Source organism: Microbacterium sp. B19(2022), from assembly GCF_012030385.1.
Classification (GTDB): Bacteria; Actinomycetota; Actinomycetes; order Actinomycetales; family Microbacteriaceae; genus Microbacterium; species Microbacterium oxydans_B.
Genome location: NZ_JAAUVO010000001.1, coordinates 142,891 through 160,217 on the forward strand (window position 1 = coordinate 142,891; position 17,327 = coordinate 160,217).

Here is a 17,327-nt window from a genome sequence, read left to right on the forward strand (position 1 = left end):
GCCGCGCCCCCTCGATCCGCTACTTGATGGAGGTGGTCCGCAGGTACTGCAGCGAGCCGTTCACCATGGGGACGAAGCCGTCGACGGTCGAGGCCGTCGCCGTGTAGGTGTAGCTCGTGAACAGCCAGATCCACGCGGCGTTGTCCTCGAGGTTCTCGGAGACCTGCGCGTAGATGTCCTTGCGCTTCTCCGGGTCGGCCGTCTGGCGTCCCTCGGCGAACAGCGCGTCGAGCTCGGGCGAGGAGTAGCCGGCGACCTTGTTCAGGTTTCCGGTGCTGGTGAAGTAGCGGCCGTACATGCCGTCGGGGTCGGGACGGCCGCCGTTGAGCGCGACGGCGGCGTCGAAGTCGGCCGCGATCCAGCGGTCGACGAACGCACCGGATTCGAGAACCTCGATGTCGAGCGTGATCTTCGCATCGGCGAGCTGGGCCTTGAGGTTCTGCGCCTCGTTCACCGAGGTGGCGTACTCGCCCTGCGACACGATCGTCTTGACGGTGACGCCGTCTTCCTTGCCGGCCTTCTTCAGGTAGTCGGCGGCCTTGTCGAGGTCGCGCTCGGGGCACGGACGCGCCTCGGGGTCGGACTTGTACGCGGGCGACGTGATCGGACCGGTGACCTCACCCTCGCCGAGGGCGGCGGTGTCGAGCACCTCCTGGCGGTCGATCGCGCACTGGATGGCGAGGCGCACGTTGACGTCGGCGAGGTCGCCGCGCGTGGCGTTCAGCTGCAGGGCGTGGTAGCTCAGCTGCGGGGTCGTGGCGACCTCGACGTTGGCGCCCTCGGCGGTCTGCGCGACCAGCGGGTCGTCGAACACCGCGAGCTGCACGTTGCCGGACTGCATCGCCGAGACGATCGACGACTCGTCGGGGATCACGCGGAACTCGACGGTGTCGAGCAGTGCGGCGTCGCCCCAGTAGTCCTCGTTCTTGGCGAGCGTGATCGACTGGCTGGCCTTGCGTCCGTCGAGGATGAAGGGACCGGTGCCGTTCGGGGTGGTGTTGAGCGCCTCTTCGGTGTCGTCGGACGACAGCATGGCCATGTTGATCACGGCGAGGTTGGCGGGGAGAGCGGCGTCGGGAGCGCTCAGCGTGAGGGTGACGGTCGTCTCGTCGGTGGCCTCGACCGCGGTGACGGAGGCGAGGGAGCTGCTCGCGACGGCGGCGGTGGCCTCGGCGGCGATCGCATCGAGCGAGTACTTGACGTCTTCGGAGCCGAACGTGCTGCCGTCGGCGAAGGTGACGCCCTCCCGCAGGTGGAAGGTCACGGTGAGACCGTCGTCGGAGACGTCCCAGGACTCGGCGAGGCCGGGCACGACGTTGAGGTCCTCGTCGAACTCGGTCAGCGTGCCGTACAGGTTCTGCAGCACGTTGACGGCCTGGAACTGCGTGGCCTTCCAGGGGAACAGGGTGTCCGGGTCGCTGGTGACGCCGATGACGAGGTCGCCGCCGGCCGCGCCCTCCGAGGAGTCGGGATTCGATGCCGGTGCGGAACAACCGGTGATCACGAGCGCCAATGCGGCGGCCGTGGCGGTGAGAGCGCCGAATGACGCTCGCCGTGCTGTGCTCATTGCAGATTCCTCCTGGCTGGGACGCGTCGCCGTGGCGTCGGGTCAGGCGCTGTTGCCTGCCGCCCCGTGAACGTCGTCGGTCTTGGTTGGTACCAAAAGTACACGAACGTCACTACAGATGTAACAGAAGTTCCTCTACTGTTATGAACAGCGATCGGAGACCGCAATGCCCCATGAAGCTGCCCGCGAAGAAGCCGGCGCACACCCCGTCCTCGTCCGCATGCGCGCGATCCGTCCCGAACTGCGTCCGAGCGAGCAGCGCATCGCCGACCTCTTCCTCGCCGATCCTGCAGGCACCGCGGGGCTCTCGGTCGCCGAGCTCGCTCAGCGCTGCGACACGTCGACCACCTCGGTCGTGCGGTTCTGCAAGCGGCTCGGCTACGAGCACGTGCGAGAGCTGCGCAACCACGTGCTGCGCGACGTCGAACGGGAGACCTTCGACACCGCCGCCCTCCCCGCCGTCTCCGGCGACATCGACCGCAACGACACCCTGGCCGACATCGTCGCCAAGGTCTCGCTCGCCGAGACGCTCTCCCTCGCCGACACCGCGAAGGTGCTCGACACCGAATCGCTGCGCGCCTCGGTGGAAGCCATCACGTCTTCGACCAGGGTCGACATCTTCGGCGTGGGCGCGAGCTCCATCGTCGGGCTCGACCTGCAGCGCAAGCTCACCCGTATCGGTCGTACGGCGCTGGACTGGTCCGACCCGCATGCCGCCTGGACCTCGGCGGCGACGCTCGGACCGGGCAACGTCGCGATCGCGGTGTCGCACAGCGGTGCCACCACCGACACGATCGAGTTCCTGCTGCTCGCCCGTCGGGCCGGCGCGACCACCATCGCGATCACCAACCACGCCGGGGCTCCACTGGCCGATCAGGCCGACATCGTGCTCACGACCGCCGCTCGCGAGACGGGGTTCCGCTCGGGCGCGCTCGGAAGCCGGATCGCCCAGCTCATGGTGGTCGACTGCATCTTCATCGGCGTCGCCCAGTCGAACTACGACCGCTCGATGGAGGCGTTGCGTGACACTTTCGCCGCCGTGCACCGCGTGCGCACGGGCGGAGCGTGACGAACGCCGGGCGCGCACGGACAGGACTGTTCGCCGCATTCGCGGGGCTCGGCGTCACGGCGGCCTTCGTCCCGGCGATACTCCCCTCCGCCGAGCGGGCGATCGGCGCCGACCTCAGCGCCGCGGTCCCCGCCCTGTTCGCGGGGCTGCTGGTGGGCGTGCTGGTCTCCGGGCCGCTCCTGATGCGCCGACCGCCGCAGACCGCACTCATCCTCGGCAGCGCACTCCAGGCTGCCGCCGTCATCGCGGTGGCGGCGGCGAGCACGCCCGGGGTATTCATCGCCGCGGCGATCGTCGCCGGTTTCGGGTTCGGGCTGGTCGAGGCCTCGGGCTCGGTGGCGGCGAAGTCCCTGGCTGTCGGCAGCGCGACCGGACTGCTGAGCGCGCTGCTGGGTACGGTCGCGGTGTGCGCCGCGGTCACGCCGCTGCTCGTCGCCCTCGGGTCAGACGCGCGTCCTGCTCTCGGCCTCCTCGCGGTGGTGCCGCTCGCCTCGGTCGTGATGCTCGCCGGCCCGACTTCCGCGGTCTCCGCCCCCGAAGCTCCCGCGCATCGCGATGTGCGCGGGCTGCTCGTGCTGCTGCCGTTCGCCGTGGCACTGCCGCTCTACGTCGGCGTCGAGACCGTGCTGTCCGGCTGGTCGGCCGTGATCCCGGAGCGGATCCTCGAGGTCGATCCCGCTCTCGCCGCCCTGGGAACCTCGGCGTTCTGGACGCTGATGGCCGTCGGCCGCTTCGGCGCGGCGGCCCTGCGCCGGGCGTCCGTGTCGCCGATCGTGATCCTCGCCACCGCGACGAGCGGGGCAGCCGTGCTGATGGCCGCGGCCGGGATGCTGGTGGGGTCCGCGCCGGTGGGCGCACTCGTCGCGTTGGCCGCGGTGGTCGTGCTCCTCGCTCCGAGCTACGGACTCATCCTGGGGCTCGCCCTCGACCGGCTGGATCCTGCGCGCAGCGCGGCCGTGACGGGTGCGCTCGTTGCCTGCGGCGCTGTCGGCGGCACGTTCGTCCCTACGCTGATCCTGCTGGTCGGCCGTGACCCGGCATCCAGCACGACGTTCTTCGTGTCGGCTGCCCTCTGTGCGCTCGTGCCGGTGCTGGTGCTGATCGCGGCGCGATCCCACCACCCGGCACCGACGAGCGACTGACTTCTCCTCCCCCTTTCCGAGTGTCGAAGACCTTTCCACGGATGCCGGAATACCGCGGGTCGCCGCCGAAGAAGCGGCGTAACGTCGCTTCTGCACCCGCACCACGGCAAGGAGAGCACCCGTGTCCACTGAGATCCTCGCGATCATCATCAGCGCCGTCGGCATCGTGCTCACCCTCGGCACGAGCCTCTTCGCTGCCGGCGCGTGGATGATTCGCCGCTTCGACGAGCGCATCGACGCGATCGCTGCCGACGTGACCGACCTGAAGATCTCCGTCGCTCGCCTCGAAGGCCCACCGCGGCACCTCCTCACCGCGGGAAGAGGATGACCCCGTGACCACGGAGACCTGGACCATCGTCATCAGTGCCGTCGGCATCGTGCTCACCCTCGGCGCCAGCCTCTTCGCCGCCGGGGCATGGATGATCCGCCGTATCGACGACCGCATCGACGCCGTCGACGAGAAACTCAGCACCCGCATCGACGCCGTGGCCGCCGATGTCACCGACCTGAAGATCTCCGTCGCCCGCCTCGAAGGCCCACCGCGGCACCTCATCACCGCGGGAAGAGGATGACCCCGTGACCACGGAGACCTGGACCACCGTCATCAGTGCCGTCGGCATCGTGCTCACCCTCGGCGCCAGCCTCTTCGCCGCCGGGGCATGGATGACCCGCCGTATCGACGACCGCATCGACGCCGTCGACGAGAAAATCAGCACCCGCATCGACGCCGTCGACGAGAAGCTCGGCACCCGCATCGATTCCGTCGCCGCCGACGTGACCGACCTCAAGATCTCCGTCGCCCGCCTCGAAGGACCGCCACGGCACCTGCTCACGGCAGGGAGGGGATAACACCGTGACCACGGAGACTTGGACCATCGTCGTCAGCGCGATCGGCATCGTACTCACCCTCGGCGCGAGCCTTTTCGCCGCCGGCGCGTGGATGATCCGCCGCATCGACGACCGCATCGACGCCGTCGACGAAAAGCTCAGCACCCGTATCGATGCCGTCGACGAGAAACTCAGCACCCGTATCGATGCCGTCGACGAGAAGCTCAGCACCCGCATCGATGCCGTCGCCGCCGACGTGACCGACCTCAAGATCTCCGTCGCCCGCCTCGAAGGCCCGCCACGGCACCTGCTCACGGCGAGTCGCTGAGCAGCGTTCCGGTACGACCTACCGCAGCACGAGGGCGGCGGCGCCGATGAGGGGCCCTTCGTCACCCAGCCCCGAGCGCACCACGCGGGTGCGCCGGGAGTATTCGTGCACGGCGCTGGCGGTGAGGGCCTGCTGCACGAGGTCGATGTAGTCGGGTGACACGCGTGAGAAACCGCCACCGATGGCGACCACGTCGAGGTCGACCAGGGTCGCGGCGTCCGCGAGCGCTTCCCCGACAGCTCGGGCCGAGCGCTCGATCGCCGAGCGAGCGACGGTGTCGCCGGCCGCTGCGTCGCGCGCGAGGTCTTCGCCCGTGGCACCGGTCCAGCCCTGCTGCTGCGCCCAGGCCGCGCTCGCCGGCCCGGATGCGATCTCTTCAAGAGTCAGCCCGCCCTCACGACGCACCTGTCCGAGGTGTCCGGCGTTGCCTGTCGCACCGGGGATGTACGCACCGTTCGCGACGAAGCCGCCGCCGACACCGGTCGAGACGACGATCGACAGCGAGGCACCGGCACCTTGCGTCGCTCCGAGCCAGGATTCGGCGAGCGCGAGCGCACCACCGTCGTGGCCGAGAACCGTACGCACGTCGCGCCCCACGACCGTGGATGCTGCGGCGTGAACCGCCTCGGCGAGCGCGAAGCCGCGTGCGAGCGGCATGTTGACGGGCATGATCGTGCCGAGGGTCCGGTCGACGGGTCCGGCGCTGCCCGCACCTGCACCGACCAGCTCGGCATCCGCGGGCAGGGCGGCGAGCGCGTGCTCGACGATCGCGACGACCGCGGCGTTCAACGACTCGACCGTGGCTTCTCGCCCGGTCGCCTGCCGGCTGCGGCTGCCCGTGACGAGCACGCCGTCCTCCGCGACGAGCGCGGCCTCCATCTTCGTGCCGCCGACGTCGACGGCCAGCGCGTAGCGCGTCACTGGGGGTCGAGCCCGAGGTCGTCGAGGTCGAAGGCGGCGCGCCATTCGAGTCCCTCGGCTTCGATGGCGGCCTGCGCCCCGGTCTTGCGGTCGACGATCACGGCGACGGCGACGATCTCGGCACCCTCCTTGCGCAGCGCCTCGACCGCCTTGAGCGCCGACTGGCCGGTGGTCGAGGTGTCTTCGAGCACGACGACCCGCTTGCCCTTGACGTCGGCACCTTCGATCTGGCGGCCGCGACCGTGGTCCTTGGGCTCCTTGCGCACGACGAACGCGTCGAGCGGACGATCGGTGGCGACCGAGGCGTGCAGCACGGAGTTCGCGATCGGGTCGGCGCCGAGGGTGAGCCCGCCGACGGCCACGACGTCGAGGTCGCCGATCAGGTCGAGCATGATCCGGCCGATCGCGGGAGCCGCCCTGTGGTCGAGCGTGAGCTTGCGCATGTCGACGTAGTACGTCGCCTTCTTGCCGCTGGAGAGGGTGAAGTCGCCGTGGAACACCGCCTCATCCTTGATGAGGTCGAGGAGGGTCTGGCGGTCTGCGTCGAGTGCGGTCACGGCATCCAGTGTAGGAGGTGGGCTCTAGGCTGGATGCATGCGCTTGGCCACCTGGAACGTCAACTCCATCCGCACCCGCGTCACCCGCACCGTCGAGTTCGCCGTCCGTGAAGACATCGACGTGCTGGCGATGCAGGAGATCAAGTGCAAGCCCGAGCAGTTCCCCTACGGACCGTTCGAAGAGGCCGGTTACCACGTCGAGGTGCACGGCCTGAACCAGTGGAACGGCGTCGCGATCGCGAGCCGCCTGCCGGTCACCGATGTGCGCACGTCGTTCGACGGCATGCCGGGCTTCGCGAAGGGACATGAGGGACCGGATGCTCCGCTCGAGGCCCGCGCGCTCGGCGTGATGGTCGACGGCGTTCGGGTGTGGAGCCTGTACGTGCCGAACGGCCGTTCGCTCGACGACCCGCACTACCTCTACAAGCTGCACTGGCTCGAGCAGCTGAAGAAGTCGACGGCGGCCGAGCTCTCGGCGAACCCCGACCTGCCGCTCGCTCTGGTGGGCGACTTCAACATCATCCCGTTCGACCACGACAACGGCGATCCCGACATCGTCGTCGGCCGCTCGACGCATGTCTCGCAGCCCGAGCGCGATGCCTTCTTCGCGTTCGCCGATGCCGGGGTCACCGACGTCGTGCGCCCGTTGCTGCCCGAGGGGTTCACGTACTGGGATTACCAGCGCCTCAAGTTCCCGCGCAACGAGGGCATCCGCATCGACTTCGTCCTGGGCTCGCGCACGCTCGCCGAGGCTGTGACCGGTGCGTCGATCCACCGGAACGAGCGCAAGGGCGAGCAGCCCAGCGACCATGTTCCCGTGGTGGTCGACCTCGGTTTCGGCGGCGCCGATGACGACGACGATCTTCCGATGATCTTCTCCTGACGGTCGTTCCTGTGACCGTGCGGCTGATCGCCACCGATCTCGACGGCACGCTGCTCGACTCCTCGTCCGCTGTCACGCCGCGCACGCGCGAGGCGCTCGATGCGGCTCGCGAGCGCGGCATCCATGTGGTCCCCGTCACGGCACGTCAGCCGATCGGGCTGCGGGCGATCGCGGCCGATGCGGGTTTCGCCGGCTGGGCGCTGTGCAGCAACGGCGCCTATGCCGTGCGCCTGGACGACGGGCGGATGCTGTTCGCCGAAGAGCTTCCGCCGGACACGATCCGCACGCTGGTCGAGGCGCTGCGCGCCAGCATCCCGGGCCTGCTGTTCGCGAGTGTGCGGGAGGCCGGCGAGACCTTCGTGGCACAGGACGGCTACGCCGAGATCGCGCAGCTCTCCGACCACAAGCGCGACCCTCGAACGATGGGTGGCGTGCCGCTCGAGCAGGTGCTCGCGGCGCCCAGCCTGAAGCTCGTCATCCGGCATCCGGAACTCGCCCCTGCCGCTCTCTTCGACACGCTGCGCAGCCTCGGGCTGACCGGGTTCGAGGCGACGCTGTCCGGCGCTCCGTTCGTCGAGGTGATGGCCGAGGGCGTCACGAAGGCCACCGGGCTCGCCCGTCTGTGCGAGCACCTCGGCATCGACCGCGCCGATGTCGTGGCGTTCGGCGACGCGCTCAACGACGTCGAGATGCTGCGCTGGGCCGGGCGCGGTGTCGCCATGGCCCATGCGGAACCCGTGGTTCAGGACGCGGCCGACGAGACGACCGCTTCGAACGACGACGATGGCGTTGCGCAGGTGATCGAGCGACTGCTCGGCTGAGTTCAGCTCTCGACCCGGCGCCGACGCACGAGCAGTCCACCCAGAACGGCGAGCATGACGCCGAGCGCGATGATCGCGGTCGGCGTTTCCGCCCCGGTGGCCGCCAGTCGCGGTCCCGGAGTCACCGCAGCGCCACCGCTGGCCTCAGCCGCCGCTGTCACCACGAGCGTCGCGCTCGCGATCACGGCGCCGCCCGACAGCGCGACGAGACTGTGCGTGCCTGCTGGCGCGCTGGCCGGAATCCGCAGGGATCCTCGGAGGACACCATCCGCGTCGGCGGTGAGGGTACCGAGCGCGATCGGGTCGGAGCGCAGTTCGAAGGCGATGGTCGCTCCCGGAGCGAAGCCGGCACCGGAGACCGTGATGTCCTTGCCCGCCTGGATCGAGCCAACCGAGAGGCCCAGCGTCGGCTTCGGCTGGGGCTGCCCCTCCACGGGAACGAGCGTGAAGTCGACTCCGTTCACCGGCGTGCCGACTGCTGCGGGGACGGGTGTCGCTTGTGCAGCGGTCGTCACACCGTCGAAGTACTGCGGCTTCGCCGTGAGCGTGGAGCCGTCGAGGAACTCTGCCGACGCCTTGAGGATGTACGTCCCCGGCAGCAGGCGCAGCGTGTACTCGCCCGTGAGGTAGTCGGCCTGTGCGGAACCGACGAGTCGGTCGCCCTGCCACGCTTCGACGAGGATCCCCCGCACGTCGTCGCTGTCGATCGATACGCTCCCGGAGATGAGGCCGGCGCGGTCCATCACGGCATCGATGCCCGTGACACGCTGGCCCGAACCCACCACGACCGGAGTCGCTTCCTCGATGGTGCGCGCGTCCTCCCAGTACTCATCCGCGTGTTCGTCGCTGAAAGAGCGGAATTCGACGACGTAGGTTCCCGGCGGGAGCGCTGCCGAATAGGTCCCGTCGCCTTCGACGGAGTGACCGGAGATGTATCCGTCGCCGTTCGTCGATCTGATCCATACCGTCGCCATGGGGACCTCCCGGCCCTCCTGCGTCACCGTGCCTTCGATGTGGCCGACCGCGTCGAGGGCCGCGTCGATGCCGGCCGCTGTCTCGGTGCCCGTCACGGAGACCGCAGTCGCCGCGTCGTACCCGTACACGTTCTGCCAGTACTCCGTGGCGAGCTGTTCCCCGTCCGGCGAGAGGAACTGCACGACGTACTCCCCCTCGCTCAGCCCTTCGATGCGGTATGAGCCGTCGGCCCCGGTCTGAGCTGCGCCGACGATCTCATGCTGGTCGAGGGCGTTCACCGTCACGCCGGCGAGTGCCGAGCCGTCGCTGGCGGTCGTCACGACACCGGAGATGGTCGCGCCGCGCTTCAACGACGCATCGATGCCGGTGACTGCCGTCTCCTCACCGATGACGACCAACGTGCCGTCGCTCCAGATGGCGGTGTCCTTCCAATACTCGCGCTGGAGGTCGGTGCCTACCGGGAAGAACGACACGAGATAGGAGCCGGGGGCGAGCCCCGTCAGGGAGTACGCACCGGACTCGTCCGTGTAGTCCTCCACCCAGGGCGTCCCCTCACCACCGGTCGACACCAGCACCCCGGCGAGCGGAGTGCCGTCGTCCTCCTGGGTGACCACGCCGCTGATCGATCCCGTCGAGACGCCCGCGGGCGCGGCGGGCGCGCTCACCGCGGGCGCGCTCACCGCGGGCACGGCAGGCGCTGTTTCCCCGGGCGCGGCCGGCTCGGTTTCCTCGGGCGCGGCCGGCTCGGTTTCCTCCGGCGCGGCAGGCTCGCTCACCTCCGGGTCACTCACCTCGGCCACGCTGATGTCCACCGCGCCCGTTCCTTCGGCGCTCCACGTCACCGCGTCCGAGACCGAGTCTCCTGAATCGGCGGCCATCGCTGATGTGGCACCGCCGAAGGCGAAGGCGAGAGCCGCGACCCCACCGATGACAGCCTGAATGAATGCGCGACGTCGCGCCATGTTCCCCACCCTCCGAAGCGAGGTGGCGCCCGGCACCGTGCCGTCGCGTTCGACCTCGAAAAGCCGCCGATCGCTCGGCAGCATCTGCCCTGAATCTACCGGCTCAGGGCAACGGAGCGGAATAGTCGATTCGCGTGATCAACCCTGCGTTCGTGTTTACCCGAAGGTCCCGACCTCCGGCACGCGATCGGTGCGGCCGTAGCGGAGGAACATCACGCCGGCCTCGTCGGTGACCGGCGGCTGCAAGAGCCGCAGCACTGACGGCAGCGCGTTGTCGCCGAAGACCTTCTTGCCGGTGCCGAGCAGGATCGGATAGACCCAGAGGTTCAGCTCGTCGAAGAGCCCCTCGGCGAGCAGCGTGTGCACGAAGTCGATGCTGCCGATCACGTGCACCTCGCGATGAGCGGCCCGCAGCGCCGCGACCTCTGCCGCGAGGTCATCCCCGACCCGGCTGCTGCCCTGCCAGTCGAGCGCGAGATCGGCATCCCTCGTCGCCACGTACTTCGGGACGCGGTCGAACAGCCGGCCGATGTGCCCCTCGGGGCCATCGGTGTGGTGCGGCCAGTACGACGCGAAGATGTCGTACGTCCGGCGACCGAGCAGCAGAGCATCGAGGCCCCGCATCCCGTTGTCCACCTCGGCGCCCATACCGGGTGACGGGTATCCCGCCTGCCAGCCGCTGAAGCGGAAACCACCCGAGGTGTCTTCGCCGACGCCGCCCGGTCCTTGCGCGACACCGTCGAGGGTCATGAAGAGGTCGATCAGGATGCGGCCGGATGCGTCTTCGGTCTTGTCAGCGCTCATGTCAGTCAGTCAATAACAAGCGAATCCCGCCTACCAGCCCCTCTCCGATCCACCACACGGGGGATGCTCCGGCGCGGTCGCCGCTCTACGGTGGAGAGATGCCTGCCCCCGCGTTCACCCGCACGCCGACCGCGCGCGAACGACGAGCCGATGTCATCCTCGCCGCCGTCATGTTCGTCGGCGCGGTGCTGAGCGCGGGACTCTCCTCGATCGCAGAGATCTACGGCGACGAGCAGGCACCCCTGTGGTGGGCGCTCGTCTACGCCGTCGTCGCCACCGCTCCCCTGGCGTTCCGCCGCCGCTGGCCCGGTACCGCCGCCGTGATCGTGGCCGCGGCTTATTTCACGGCCGTCACCATCCGCGTCCCCGAGATCTACGTCGGCAACATCGTGATGTTCCTCACGCTGTACACGGTCGGCGCGTGGATGAACGACCGTCGTCGCGCGATGCTCGTGCGGGTCGGGATCATCGTGGGCATGTTCGTGTGGCTGATCATCACGATGTACCGCGATGCGATCAGCGAGGCCGACAAGGCCGATGTCGCCGCCGGAGCCATGTCGCCGTACGTCGCCTTCATGCTGATCCAGCTGCTGCTGAATGTGCTCTACTTCGGCGGCGCGTACTACTTCGGCGAGCGCTCCTGGGCGGCGGCGGCGCAGCTGGCCGTGCTCGAGCAGCGCACCGTCGAGCTCGAGCGCGAGCGCGAGGTCACCGCAGCCCAGGCCGTCGCTCTCGACCGCGTGCGCATCGCCCGCGAGCTGCACGACGTCGTCGCCCACCACGTGTCGGTGATGGGGGTACAAGCCGGCGCCGCGCGTCTCGTGCTCGAGCGCGATCCCGCGGAAGCCGCCCGCATCCTCTCCGGCGTCGAAGGTTCGGCGCGCGACGCGATCCATGAGCTGCGCCAATTGTTGGAGACCCTGCGCACGCCGGGTGGCGAGACGACGGATGCGGCATCCACCCTCGCCCTGGACGACATCGCCGAGCTCGCCGAGGCATCGACCGAGGCGGGGCTCCCGACCGAGTATGCGGTGATCGGCGAGGCCGTGCCCGTGCCTGCTCTCGTCGCCGTGAATCTGTACCGCATCGCCCAGGAGTCACTCACGAACGCCCGTCGCCATGCCGGCAGCGGAGCCACGGCCGACGTCCGCGTGCGCTACGACGACGACGGCGTGGAGGTCGAGATCGTCAACACCGGACGCGCGGTCACCCACCTCCGTCCGGGTCTCGGGCAGCTGGGGATGCGGGAGCGCGCAGCCGCGTCCGGAGGCACGCTCGAGGTGACGTCGCGGCCGCTCGGCGGGATGCGTGTGCGCGCCCGCGTGCCACTCCCGACACCGACCGGATCGAGCGTGCGATGAGTGAACCGATCCGGGTGCTGCTGGTCGACGACCACGCGCTGCTGCGCGCGGGCTTCCGCACCATCCTCGACACCCAGCCCGACATCACGGTGGTCGGCGAGGCCTCATCGGGAGCAGAGGCCGTGGCGCAGGCATCCGCCCTCCATCCCGACGTGATCACGATGGATGTGCAGATGCCCGACATGGACGGCATCGAGGCGACCCGTCGCATCGTCGCCGATCCCGCGGTCGCGGCGGCCATCGCGATCGTCACGACCTTCGACCGCGACGACTACCTGTACCAGGCGCTGGATGCCGGAGCCAGCGGATTCCTGCTCAAGAACGCCGGCGCCGAGGATCTGATCGCCGCCGTCCGCGCTCTGGCGGCCGGCGACGGGATGCTCGCCCCCGAGGTGACTCGCCGGGTGCTCGCGCGGTTCGCCGCGACCCCCACACGGGCCACCTACTCCACGCCTCCGACGGGTACCCCTTCGCCGAGGGTCGCCCTCGCCGAGCCGCTCACCGACCGTGAGGCCGAGGTGCTGACCCTGCTCGCCGACGCGCGCAGCAATGCCGAGATCGCGCGGGCGCTGTACATCGGCGAGGCCACGGTGAAGACGCACGTCTCGCGCATCCTGCAGAAGCTCGGCGCCCGCGATCGCGTGCAGGCCGTCGTGCTCGCGCACCGCATGGGCCTCGCGTAGGCGAGCCGATACCCCTGCGCGATAGCCTCGGAGCCATGCCCGAAGCCGCACCCCTCTCCCGCCCGATCCTGGCGGGGGTGGTGACGGCACTCGTCGGATTCACGAGCTCCTTCGCGGTCGTGCTGACCGGGCTCGATGCCGTCGGAGCGGATGCGGCGCAGGCGGCGAGCGGACTGCTCGCCGCGAGCGTGACGATGGGCCTCGCGTGCGTCGTGCTCGCCTGGCGGTATCGGATGCCGATCACGGTCGCGTGGTCCACTCCCGGCGCGGCCCTGCTGGTGGCGACGGGCACCGTCGAGGGCGGCTGGCCGGCGGCGGTCGGGGCGTTCCTCGTGACCGCCGCACTGATCCTGCTCACGGCCCTGTGGCCGGCACTCGGTGGCCTGATCGCCCGCATCCCGCCGTCGATCGCGCAGGCGATGCTGGCCGGTGTGCTGCTGCCGCTGTGCCTGGCGCCGATCACGGGCATCGTCGCGAACCCGTGGGGCGTCATTCCGGTCGTGCTGACCTGGCTGGTGTTCGCCCGGCTCGCGCCGAGGTGGGCGGTTCCGCTCGCGTTCGTCGCGGCCGCCGTGGTCGTGGCGGTGTCGCTGATCGGCGCTTCCACGGTGGGCGGCGGTGCGCCGTTCGATCCCGCTGTGCTGCTGCCGCGGCTCGAGTTCACGGCGCCGACGTTCACGGTCGGGGCGCTGGTGGGGCTCGCGCTGCCGCTGTTCGTCGTGACGATGGCCTCGCAGAACGTGCCGGGCATCGCCATCATGCGCAGCTTCGGCTACGAGGTGCCGTGGCGTCCGGCCATGCTCGTCACCGGTCTCGGCACGGCGATCGGGGCGACGGCGGGCGGTCATGCCATCAACCTCGCGGCGATCAGCGCCGCCCTGGCCGCGTCACCGGATGCCGACCCCGACCCGAATCGGCGCTGGGTCGCGGGGGTCTCCACGGGAGTCTCGTACCTCGTGCTCGGTGCGTTCTCCGCCGCCTTCGCCGCTCTCGTGGTGCTCGCGCCCGCCGCCGTGATCCCCGCGGTCGCCGGCCTCGCACTGTTCGCCGCGTTCGGGTCATCCGTGCAGCAGGCCATCGACGATCCGGGCGAGCGCATCCCCGCGGTCGTGACCTTCCTGGTCGCAGCATCCGGCATCGCCGTCCTCGGCGTCAGCGCCGCGTTCTGGGCCCTCGTCGCCGGTCTCGTCGTGCGCACGGTGCTGCACTCCGGTCGTCGCTAGCCCGGGGTCAGCCGCGGGGCGGACGGGGTGGACGGGGGTGAGTCCGCCACAGGGGGGATGCCCCGGGATGCCTGCGCTCCGTAGCGTGAGGGTATGACGACAGGAATGCTCGAACTCTCCGGCATCACCAAGAGCTACGGCTCTCGGCGCGTGCTCGACGACGTGTCTTTCACAGTGGCCCCCGGCCGCTTGACGGGCTTCGTCGGCGGCAACGGCGCCGGCAAGACCACCACCATGCGCATCGTCCTGGGGCTGCTGTCCTCCGACGGCGGCAACGTCGCCCTCGATGGCGCACCGCTCACCGCCGAGGACCGCCGGCGCTTCGGTTACATGCCCGAGGAACGTGGCCTCTACCCGAAGATGAAGGTGCTCGAGCAGATCGTGTACCTCGCCCGCCTGCACGGCTTCGGCAAGCAGGATGCGACCGACCGGGCGACGGAGCTCCTCACCGAGCTCGGCCTTGGCGAACGACTGAACGACACGATCGAGTCGTTGTCGCTCGGCAACCAGCAGCGTGCGCAGATCGCCGCCTCGCTCGTGCACGACCCCGAGGTGCTCATCCTCGACGAGCCTTTCTCCGGCCTCGACCCGCTCGCGGTCGATGTGGTCGCCGGCGTGCTGCAGTCCAGCGCCGCGAAGGGCGCATCCATCCTGTTCTCCTCCCACCAGCTCGATGTGGTCGAACGCCTGTGCGACGACCTCGTCATCCTCGCCGGCGGCACGATCCGCGCCTCCGGCTCGCGCGATGCGCTGCGCGCCGAGCACGCCCGTGACCGCTACGAACTCGTCTCGGCCGGAGACGCCGGATGGCTGCGCACCGAGCCCGGTGTGACGGTCGTCGACTTCGAGGGCGGCTATGCCCTGTTCGACGCCGACGGCCCTGAGACGGCGCAGCGGGTGCTGCACTCCGCCGTGCAGCGCGGCGACGTCGCGAGCTTCGCGCCGAAGCATCCGTCCCTCGCCCAGATCTTCAAGGAGGTCATCCAGTGAGCACCCCTGCCCCCGTCCGCAGCACCAACGGCATCTGGCTCGTCGCCGAGCGCGAGATCGGATCGAAGCTGCGCAGCAAGGCCTTCCTGATCTCGACCGGCATCCTGCTGGTACTCGCCCTCGCCGGCATCATCCTCGGTGGCTTCGCGAGCAAGAACACCGAGACGACGCCGATCGCCGCGACCGCGGAGACCTCTGCCGCCGTCTCCGCCATCCCGGGCTTCGAAGTCACCGAGGTGGCCGACCAGGCCGCCGCCGAGGCGCTCGTGCGTGACGACAAGGTCGACGCCGCGGTGCTGCCCGGCGACGGACCCTCGGGATACACGATCGTCGCACTGCAGGATGCGCCGAGCTCGCTGGTCTCGGCACTATCCCAGTCGCCCGACGTCGTGATCCTCGAGCCGGTCACGACGAACCCGCTCCTGCGCTACTTCATCGCGATCGCGTTCGGCCTCGTGTTCATGATGGCCGCCGCGACGTTCGGCGGCACGATCGCGCAGAGCGTCGTGGAGGAGAAGCAGACGCGCGTGGTCGAGGTGCTGCTGTCGGCGATCCCGGCCCGCACACTGCTGGCCGGCAAGGTCATCGGCAACACGGTTCTGGCGATGGGCCAGATCCTCGCCCTCGCGGCCGTCGCCACGATCGGGCTGATCGTCACCGGTCAACGCGAGGTGCTGACCACGTTGGGCGCGCCGATCATCTGGTTCGCCGTGTTCTTCCTGTTCGGCTTCATCCTGCTGGCGGCCATGTTCGCCGCCGCCGCCTCGATGGTGTCGCGCCAGGAGGACATCGGCTCCACGACCACGCCGATCACGATGCTGATCATGGCGCCGTACATCCTGGTCATCGTGTTCAACGACAACCCGCTGGTGCTGACGATCATGTCGTACGTGCCGTTCTCGGCCCCGGTCGGCATGCCGATGCGCCTGTTCGTCGGCGAGGCGCAGTGGTGGGAGCCGCTGCTGAGCCTGGTGATCCTGCTCGCGAGCTGCGTGGCCGCGATCGCCATCGGCGCGAAGATCTACGAGAACTCGCTGCTGCGCATGGGTTCGCGGGTCAAGCTCAGGGACGCACTGCGCGCCTGACGCACCGCGGGAACGAGAGACCCCCTGCAGCCGATGTCCGGCGGCAGGGGGTCTTCACGTTTCAGACCGGGGCCGTGGACTTCCGCTCGACCAGCGTCGCGGGGAGCGTGTAGTAGCGGACAGGCGTGTCCGCGCCGCCGATCGCCGTGCGCAGGAGGTCGACGGCGAGGCGCCCCATCTCGTCGTACGGCTGGCGCATCGTGGTGAGCGGCGGGTTCATCAGCGATGCCGCCCGCTCGTCGTCGAAACCCGCGACCGAGATGTCCCGGGGAACCACGAGCCCATGCCGCGCGATCGTACGCAGCACCGCTGGCGCGACCAGGTCAGCGACGCAGAAGATCGCGTCCGGGTGATCCCCCGCGGCGAGCAGGTCGTCGAGCGGCGCGACGAGCTCGATCGTCTCGTCGCCCAGTTCACGCCAACCGAGCACCAGGTCTTCGTCGACGGGGATGCCAGCAGCCGCGAGCGCTTCGCGGTAGCCGGCGAGGCGCTCCTCGATGAACAGCCCTTCGCCCCAGGAGGGGTCGAGCTCATCCATCGCCGCCCCCACGAAGGCGATGCGCCGGTGGCCCTGCTCGATCAGGTGCTCGGTCATCTGCCGTGCACCCTCGCGATTGCCGACGGTCACCGTCGCCAGGTGCAGTGTGTGGACGCTGTCGTCGATCGCGACCACCGGCAGCCCGATGCGGTCGCACGCAGCGCGGATCGCGAGCTGATCGGGAACGCTCACGGCGATCACACCCTCGGTCGGCACATCGGCCAGGCCCTCGATCAGTGCGTCGAGTCCCCCCTCGCCCTCCGTGGCGGGGTGGATGAAGAGGTGGATGCCGGCTTCGGCGGCCGCGGTGACCGCAGACCTCAGCACCGGCTCCCACCACCCCCACGAGGAGTCCGGGACGATGACGCTCAACGCGCTGAAGGAACCCCGCCGCAGCGCTCGCGCCGTTCCCGAGGGCCGATAGCCGAGCGCCGCGGCGACTTCGCGCACGCGGGCGGTGGTCTCGGCGCTGACGTCCGGGCGGCCGTTCAGAGCCCGGGAGACGGTGGCGACGCCGACGCCCGCCTCACGCGCGACATCGGTCAGGGTCGCTCTCGCGGTGGCCATGCCTTCTCCCTGGTGCTGAAGTC

The 17,327-nt window shown here is 69.8% G+C and carries 19 protein-coding genes; 13 read left to right on the top strand and 6 right to left on the bottom strand.

Annotated elements, in window-relative coordinates; all coding sequences use genetic code 11:
* Nucleotides 1–19: 19 nt before the first annotated feature.
* Nucleotides 20–1,567 (bottom strand): ABC transporter substrate-binding protein, encoded by a 1,548-nt coding sequence (locus HCX50_RS00730; RefSeq protein ID WP_167632668.1) that lies wholly within the window; start codon nucleotides 1,565–1,567, stop codon nucleotides 20–22.
* A gap of 166 nt (nucleotides 1,568–1,733) precedes the next feature.
* Here HCX50_RS00730 and HCX50_RS00735 point away from each other — a divergent pair, with 166 nt between their 5' ends.
* The 6 genes from HCX50_RS00735 to HCX50_RS00760 all read left to right on the top strand — a co-directional run bounded on the left by HCX50_RS00735 (nucleotide 1,734) and on the right by HCX50_RS00760 (nucleotide 4,934).
* On the top strand, nucleotides 1,734–2,636 hold the full coding sequence (locus tag HCX50_RS00735; protein WP_091031753.1) for a MurR/RpiR family transcriptional regulator: 903 nt from the start codon (nucleotides 1,734–1,736) through the stop codon (nucleotides 2,634–2,636).
* Nucleotides 2,633–3,778: an MFS transporter gene (locus HCX50_RS00740; protein ID WP_167632669.1), complete on the top strand. Its 1,146-nt coding sequence runs from the start codon at nucleotides 2,633–2,635 to the stop codon at nucleotides 3,776–3,778. The genes HCX50_RS00735 and HCX50_RS00740 overlap by 4 nt, the downstream gene beginning before the upstream one ends.
* Before the next feature lie 121 nt (nucleotides 3,779–3,899).
* Nucleotides 3,900–4,106 (top strand): hypothetical protein, encoded by a 207-nt coding sequence (locus tag HCX50_RS00745; RefSeq protein WP_167632670.1) that lies wholly within the window; start codon nucleotides 3,900–3,902, stop codon nucleotides 4,104–4,106.
* Between the two features lie 4 nt (nucleotides 4,107–4,110).
* Nucleotides 4,111–4,350 (top strand): hypothetical protein, encoded by a 240-nt coding sequence (locus HCX50_RS00750; protein ID WP_091031764.1) that lies wholly within the window; start codon nucleotides 4,111–4,113, stop codon nucleotides 4,348–4,350.
* A 4-nt stretch (nucleotides 4,351–4,354) separates the two neighbouring features.
* The gene (locus tag HCX50_RS00755; protein ID WP_167632671.1) at nucleotides 4,355–4,627 is read left to right on the top strand and encodes a hypothetical protein; all 273 of its coding nucleotides are present in this window, start codon (nucleotides 4,355–4,357) and stop codon (nucleotides 4,625–4,627) included.
* Between the two features lie 4 nt (nucleotides 4,628–4,631).
* Nucleotides 4,632–4,934, top strand: coding sequence for a hypothetical protein (locus HCX50_RS00760; RefSeq protein ID WP_167632672.1), 303 nt, complete (start codon nucleotides 4,632–4,634; stop codon nucleotides 4,932–4,934).
* 18 nt (nucleotides 4,935–4,952) lie between these two features.
* Here the strand turns inward: HCX50_RS00760 and HCX50_RS00765 are convergent, their stop codons facing one another.
* Both HCX50_RS00765 and pyrE read right to left on the bottom strand, forming a co-directional pair.
* Nucleotides 4,953–5,855: an ROK family protein gene (locus tag HCX50_RS00765; RefSeq protein ID WP_091031782.1), complete on the bottom strand. Its 903-nt coding sequence runs from the start codon at nucleotides 5,853–5,855 to the stop codon at nucleotides 4,953–4,955.
* The gene (gene pyrE, locus HCX50_RS00770; protein WP_029262822.1) at nucleotides 5,852–6,412 is read right to left on the bottom strand and encodes an orotate phosphoribosyltransferase; all 561 of its coding nucleotides are present in this window, start codon (nucleotides 6,410–6,412) and stop codon (nucleotides 5,852–5,854) included. The genes HCX50_RS00765 and pyrE overlap by 4 nt, the downstream gene beginning before the upstream one ends.
* A 37-nt stretch (nucleotides 6,413–6,449) precedes the next feature.
* On the opposite strand from pyrE, the gene HCX50_RS00775 reads away from it, so the two are divergent.
* Both HCX50_RS00775 and HCX50_RS00780 read left to right on the top strand, forming a co-directional pair.
* The gene (locus HCX50_RS00775; protein WP_167632673.1) at nucleotides 6,450–7,295 is read left to right on the top strand and encodes an exodeoxyribonuclease III; all 846 of its coding nucleotides are present in this window, start codon (nucleotides 6,450–6,452) and stop codon (nucleotides 7,293–7,295) included.
* Between the two features lie 11 nt (nucleotides 7,296–7,306).
* Nucleotides 7,307–8,116: a Cof-type HAD-IIB family hydrolase gene (locus HCX50_RS00780; protein ID WP_167632674.1), complete on the top strand. Its 810-nt coding sequence runs from the start codon at nucleotides 7,307–7,309 to the stop codon at nucleotides 8,114–8,116.
* 2 nt (nucleotides 8,117–8,118) lie between these two features.
* Here HCX50_RS00780 and HCX50_RS00785 read toward each other — a convergent pair whose 3' ends face one another.
* Nucleotides 8,119–10,137 carry a carboxypeptidase regulatory-like domain-containing protein gene (locus HCX50_RS00785; RefSeq protein WP_091031793.1) on the bottom strand — a complete coding sequence of 673 codons (2,019 nt, stop codon included), beginning with the start codon at nucleotides 10,135–10,137 and terminating at the stop codon, nucleotides 8,119–8,121.
* 72 nt (nucleotides 10,138–10,209) lie between these two features.
* Nucleotides 10,210–10,857 carry a dihydrofolate reductase family protein gene (locus HCX50_RS00790; protein WP_167632675.1) on the bottom strand — a complete coding sequence of 216 codons (648 nt, stop codon included), beginning with the start codon at nucleotides 10,855–10,857 and terminating at the stop codon, nucleotides 10,210–10,212.
* Between the two features lie 98 nt (nucleotides 10,858–10,955).
* Here HCX50_RS00790 and HCX50_RS00795 point away from each other — a divergent pair, with 98 nt between their 5' ends.
* The 5 genes from HCX50_RS00795 to HCX50_RS00815 all read left to right on the top strand — a co-directional run bounded on the left by HCX50_RS00795 (nucleotide 10,956) and on the right by HCX50_RS00815 (nucleotide 16,199).
* Complete coding sequence (locus HCX50_RS00795; protein ID WP_167632676.1) at nucleotides 10,956–12,218, top strand: sensor histidine kinase; 1,263 nt, start codon at nucleotides 10,956–10,958, stop codon at nucleotides 12,216–12,218.
* A complete protein-coding gene (locus tag HCX50_RS00800) occupies nucleotides 12,215–12,901 on the top strand; it encodes a response regulator (RefSeq protein WP_167632677.1) in 687 nt (228 codons plus the stop codon). Before HCX50_RS00795 ends, HCX50_RS00800 begins: the two co-directional genes overlap by 4 nt.
* A 35-nt stretch (nucleotides 12,902–12,936) precedes the next feature.
* The gene (locus HCX50_RS00805) at nucleotides 12,937–14,124 is read left to right on the top strand and encodes a benzoate/H(+) symporter BenE family transporter (RefSeq protein WP_167632678.1); all 1,188 of its coding nucleotides are present in this window, start codon (nucleotides 12,937–12,939) and stop codon (nucleotides 14,122–14,124) included.
* Between the two features lie 105 nt (nucleotides 14,125–14,229).
* Nucleotides 14,230–15,114, top strand: a complete 885-nt coding sequence (locus HCX50_RS00810; RefSeq protein WP_091031812.1) for an ABC transporter ATP-binding protein — start codon at nucleotides 14,230–14,232, stop codon at nucleotides 15,112–15,114.
* Nucleotides 15,111–16,199, top strand: a complete 1,089-nt coding sequence (locus HCX50_RS00815) for an ABC transporter permease (RefSeq protein ID WP_167632679.1) — start codon at nucleotides 15,111–15,113, stop codon at nucleotides 16,197–16,199. The genes HCX50_RS00810 and HCX50_RS00815 overlap by 4 nt, the downstream gene beginning before the upstream one ends.
* Before the next feature lie 61 nt (nucleotides 16,200–16,260).
* On the opposite strand, the gene HCX50_RS00820 is transcribed toward HCX50_RS00815, so the two are convergent.
* Nucleotides 16,261–17,304 carry a LacI family DNA-binding transcriptional regulator gene (locus HCX50_RS00820; protein ID WP_167632680.1) on the bottom strand — a complete coding sequence of 348 codons (1,044 nt, stop codon included), beginning with the start codon at nucleotides 17,302–17,304 and terminating at the stop codon, nucleotides 16,261–16,263.
* Nucleotides 17,305–17,327: the final 23 nt, after the last annotated feature.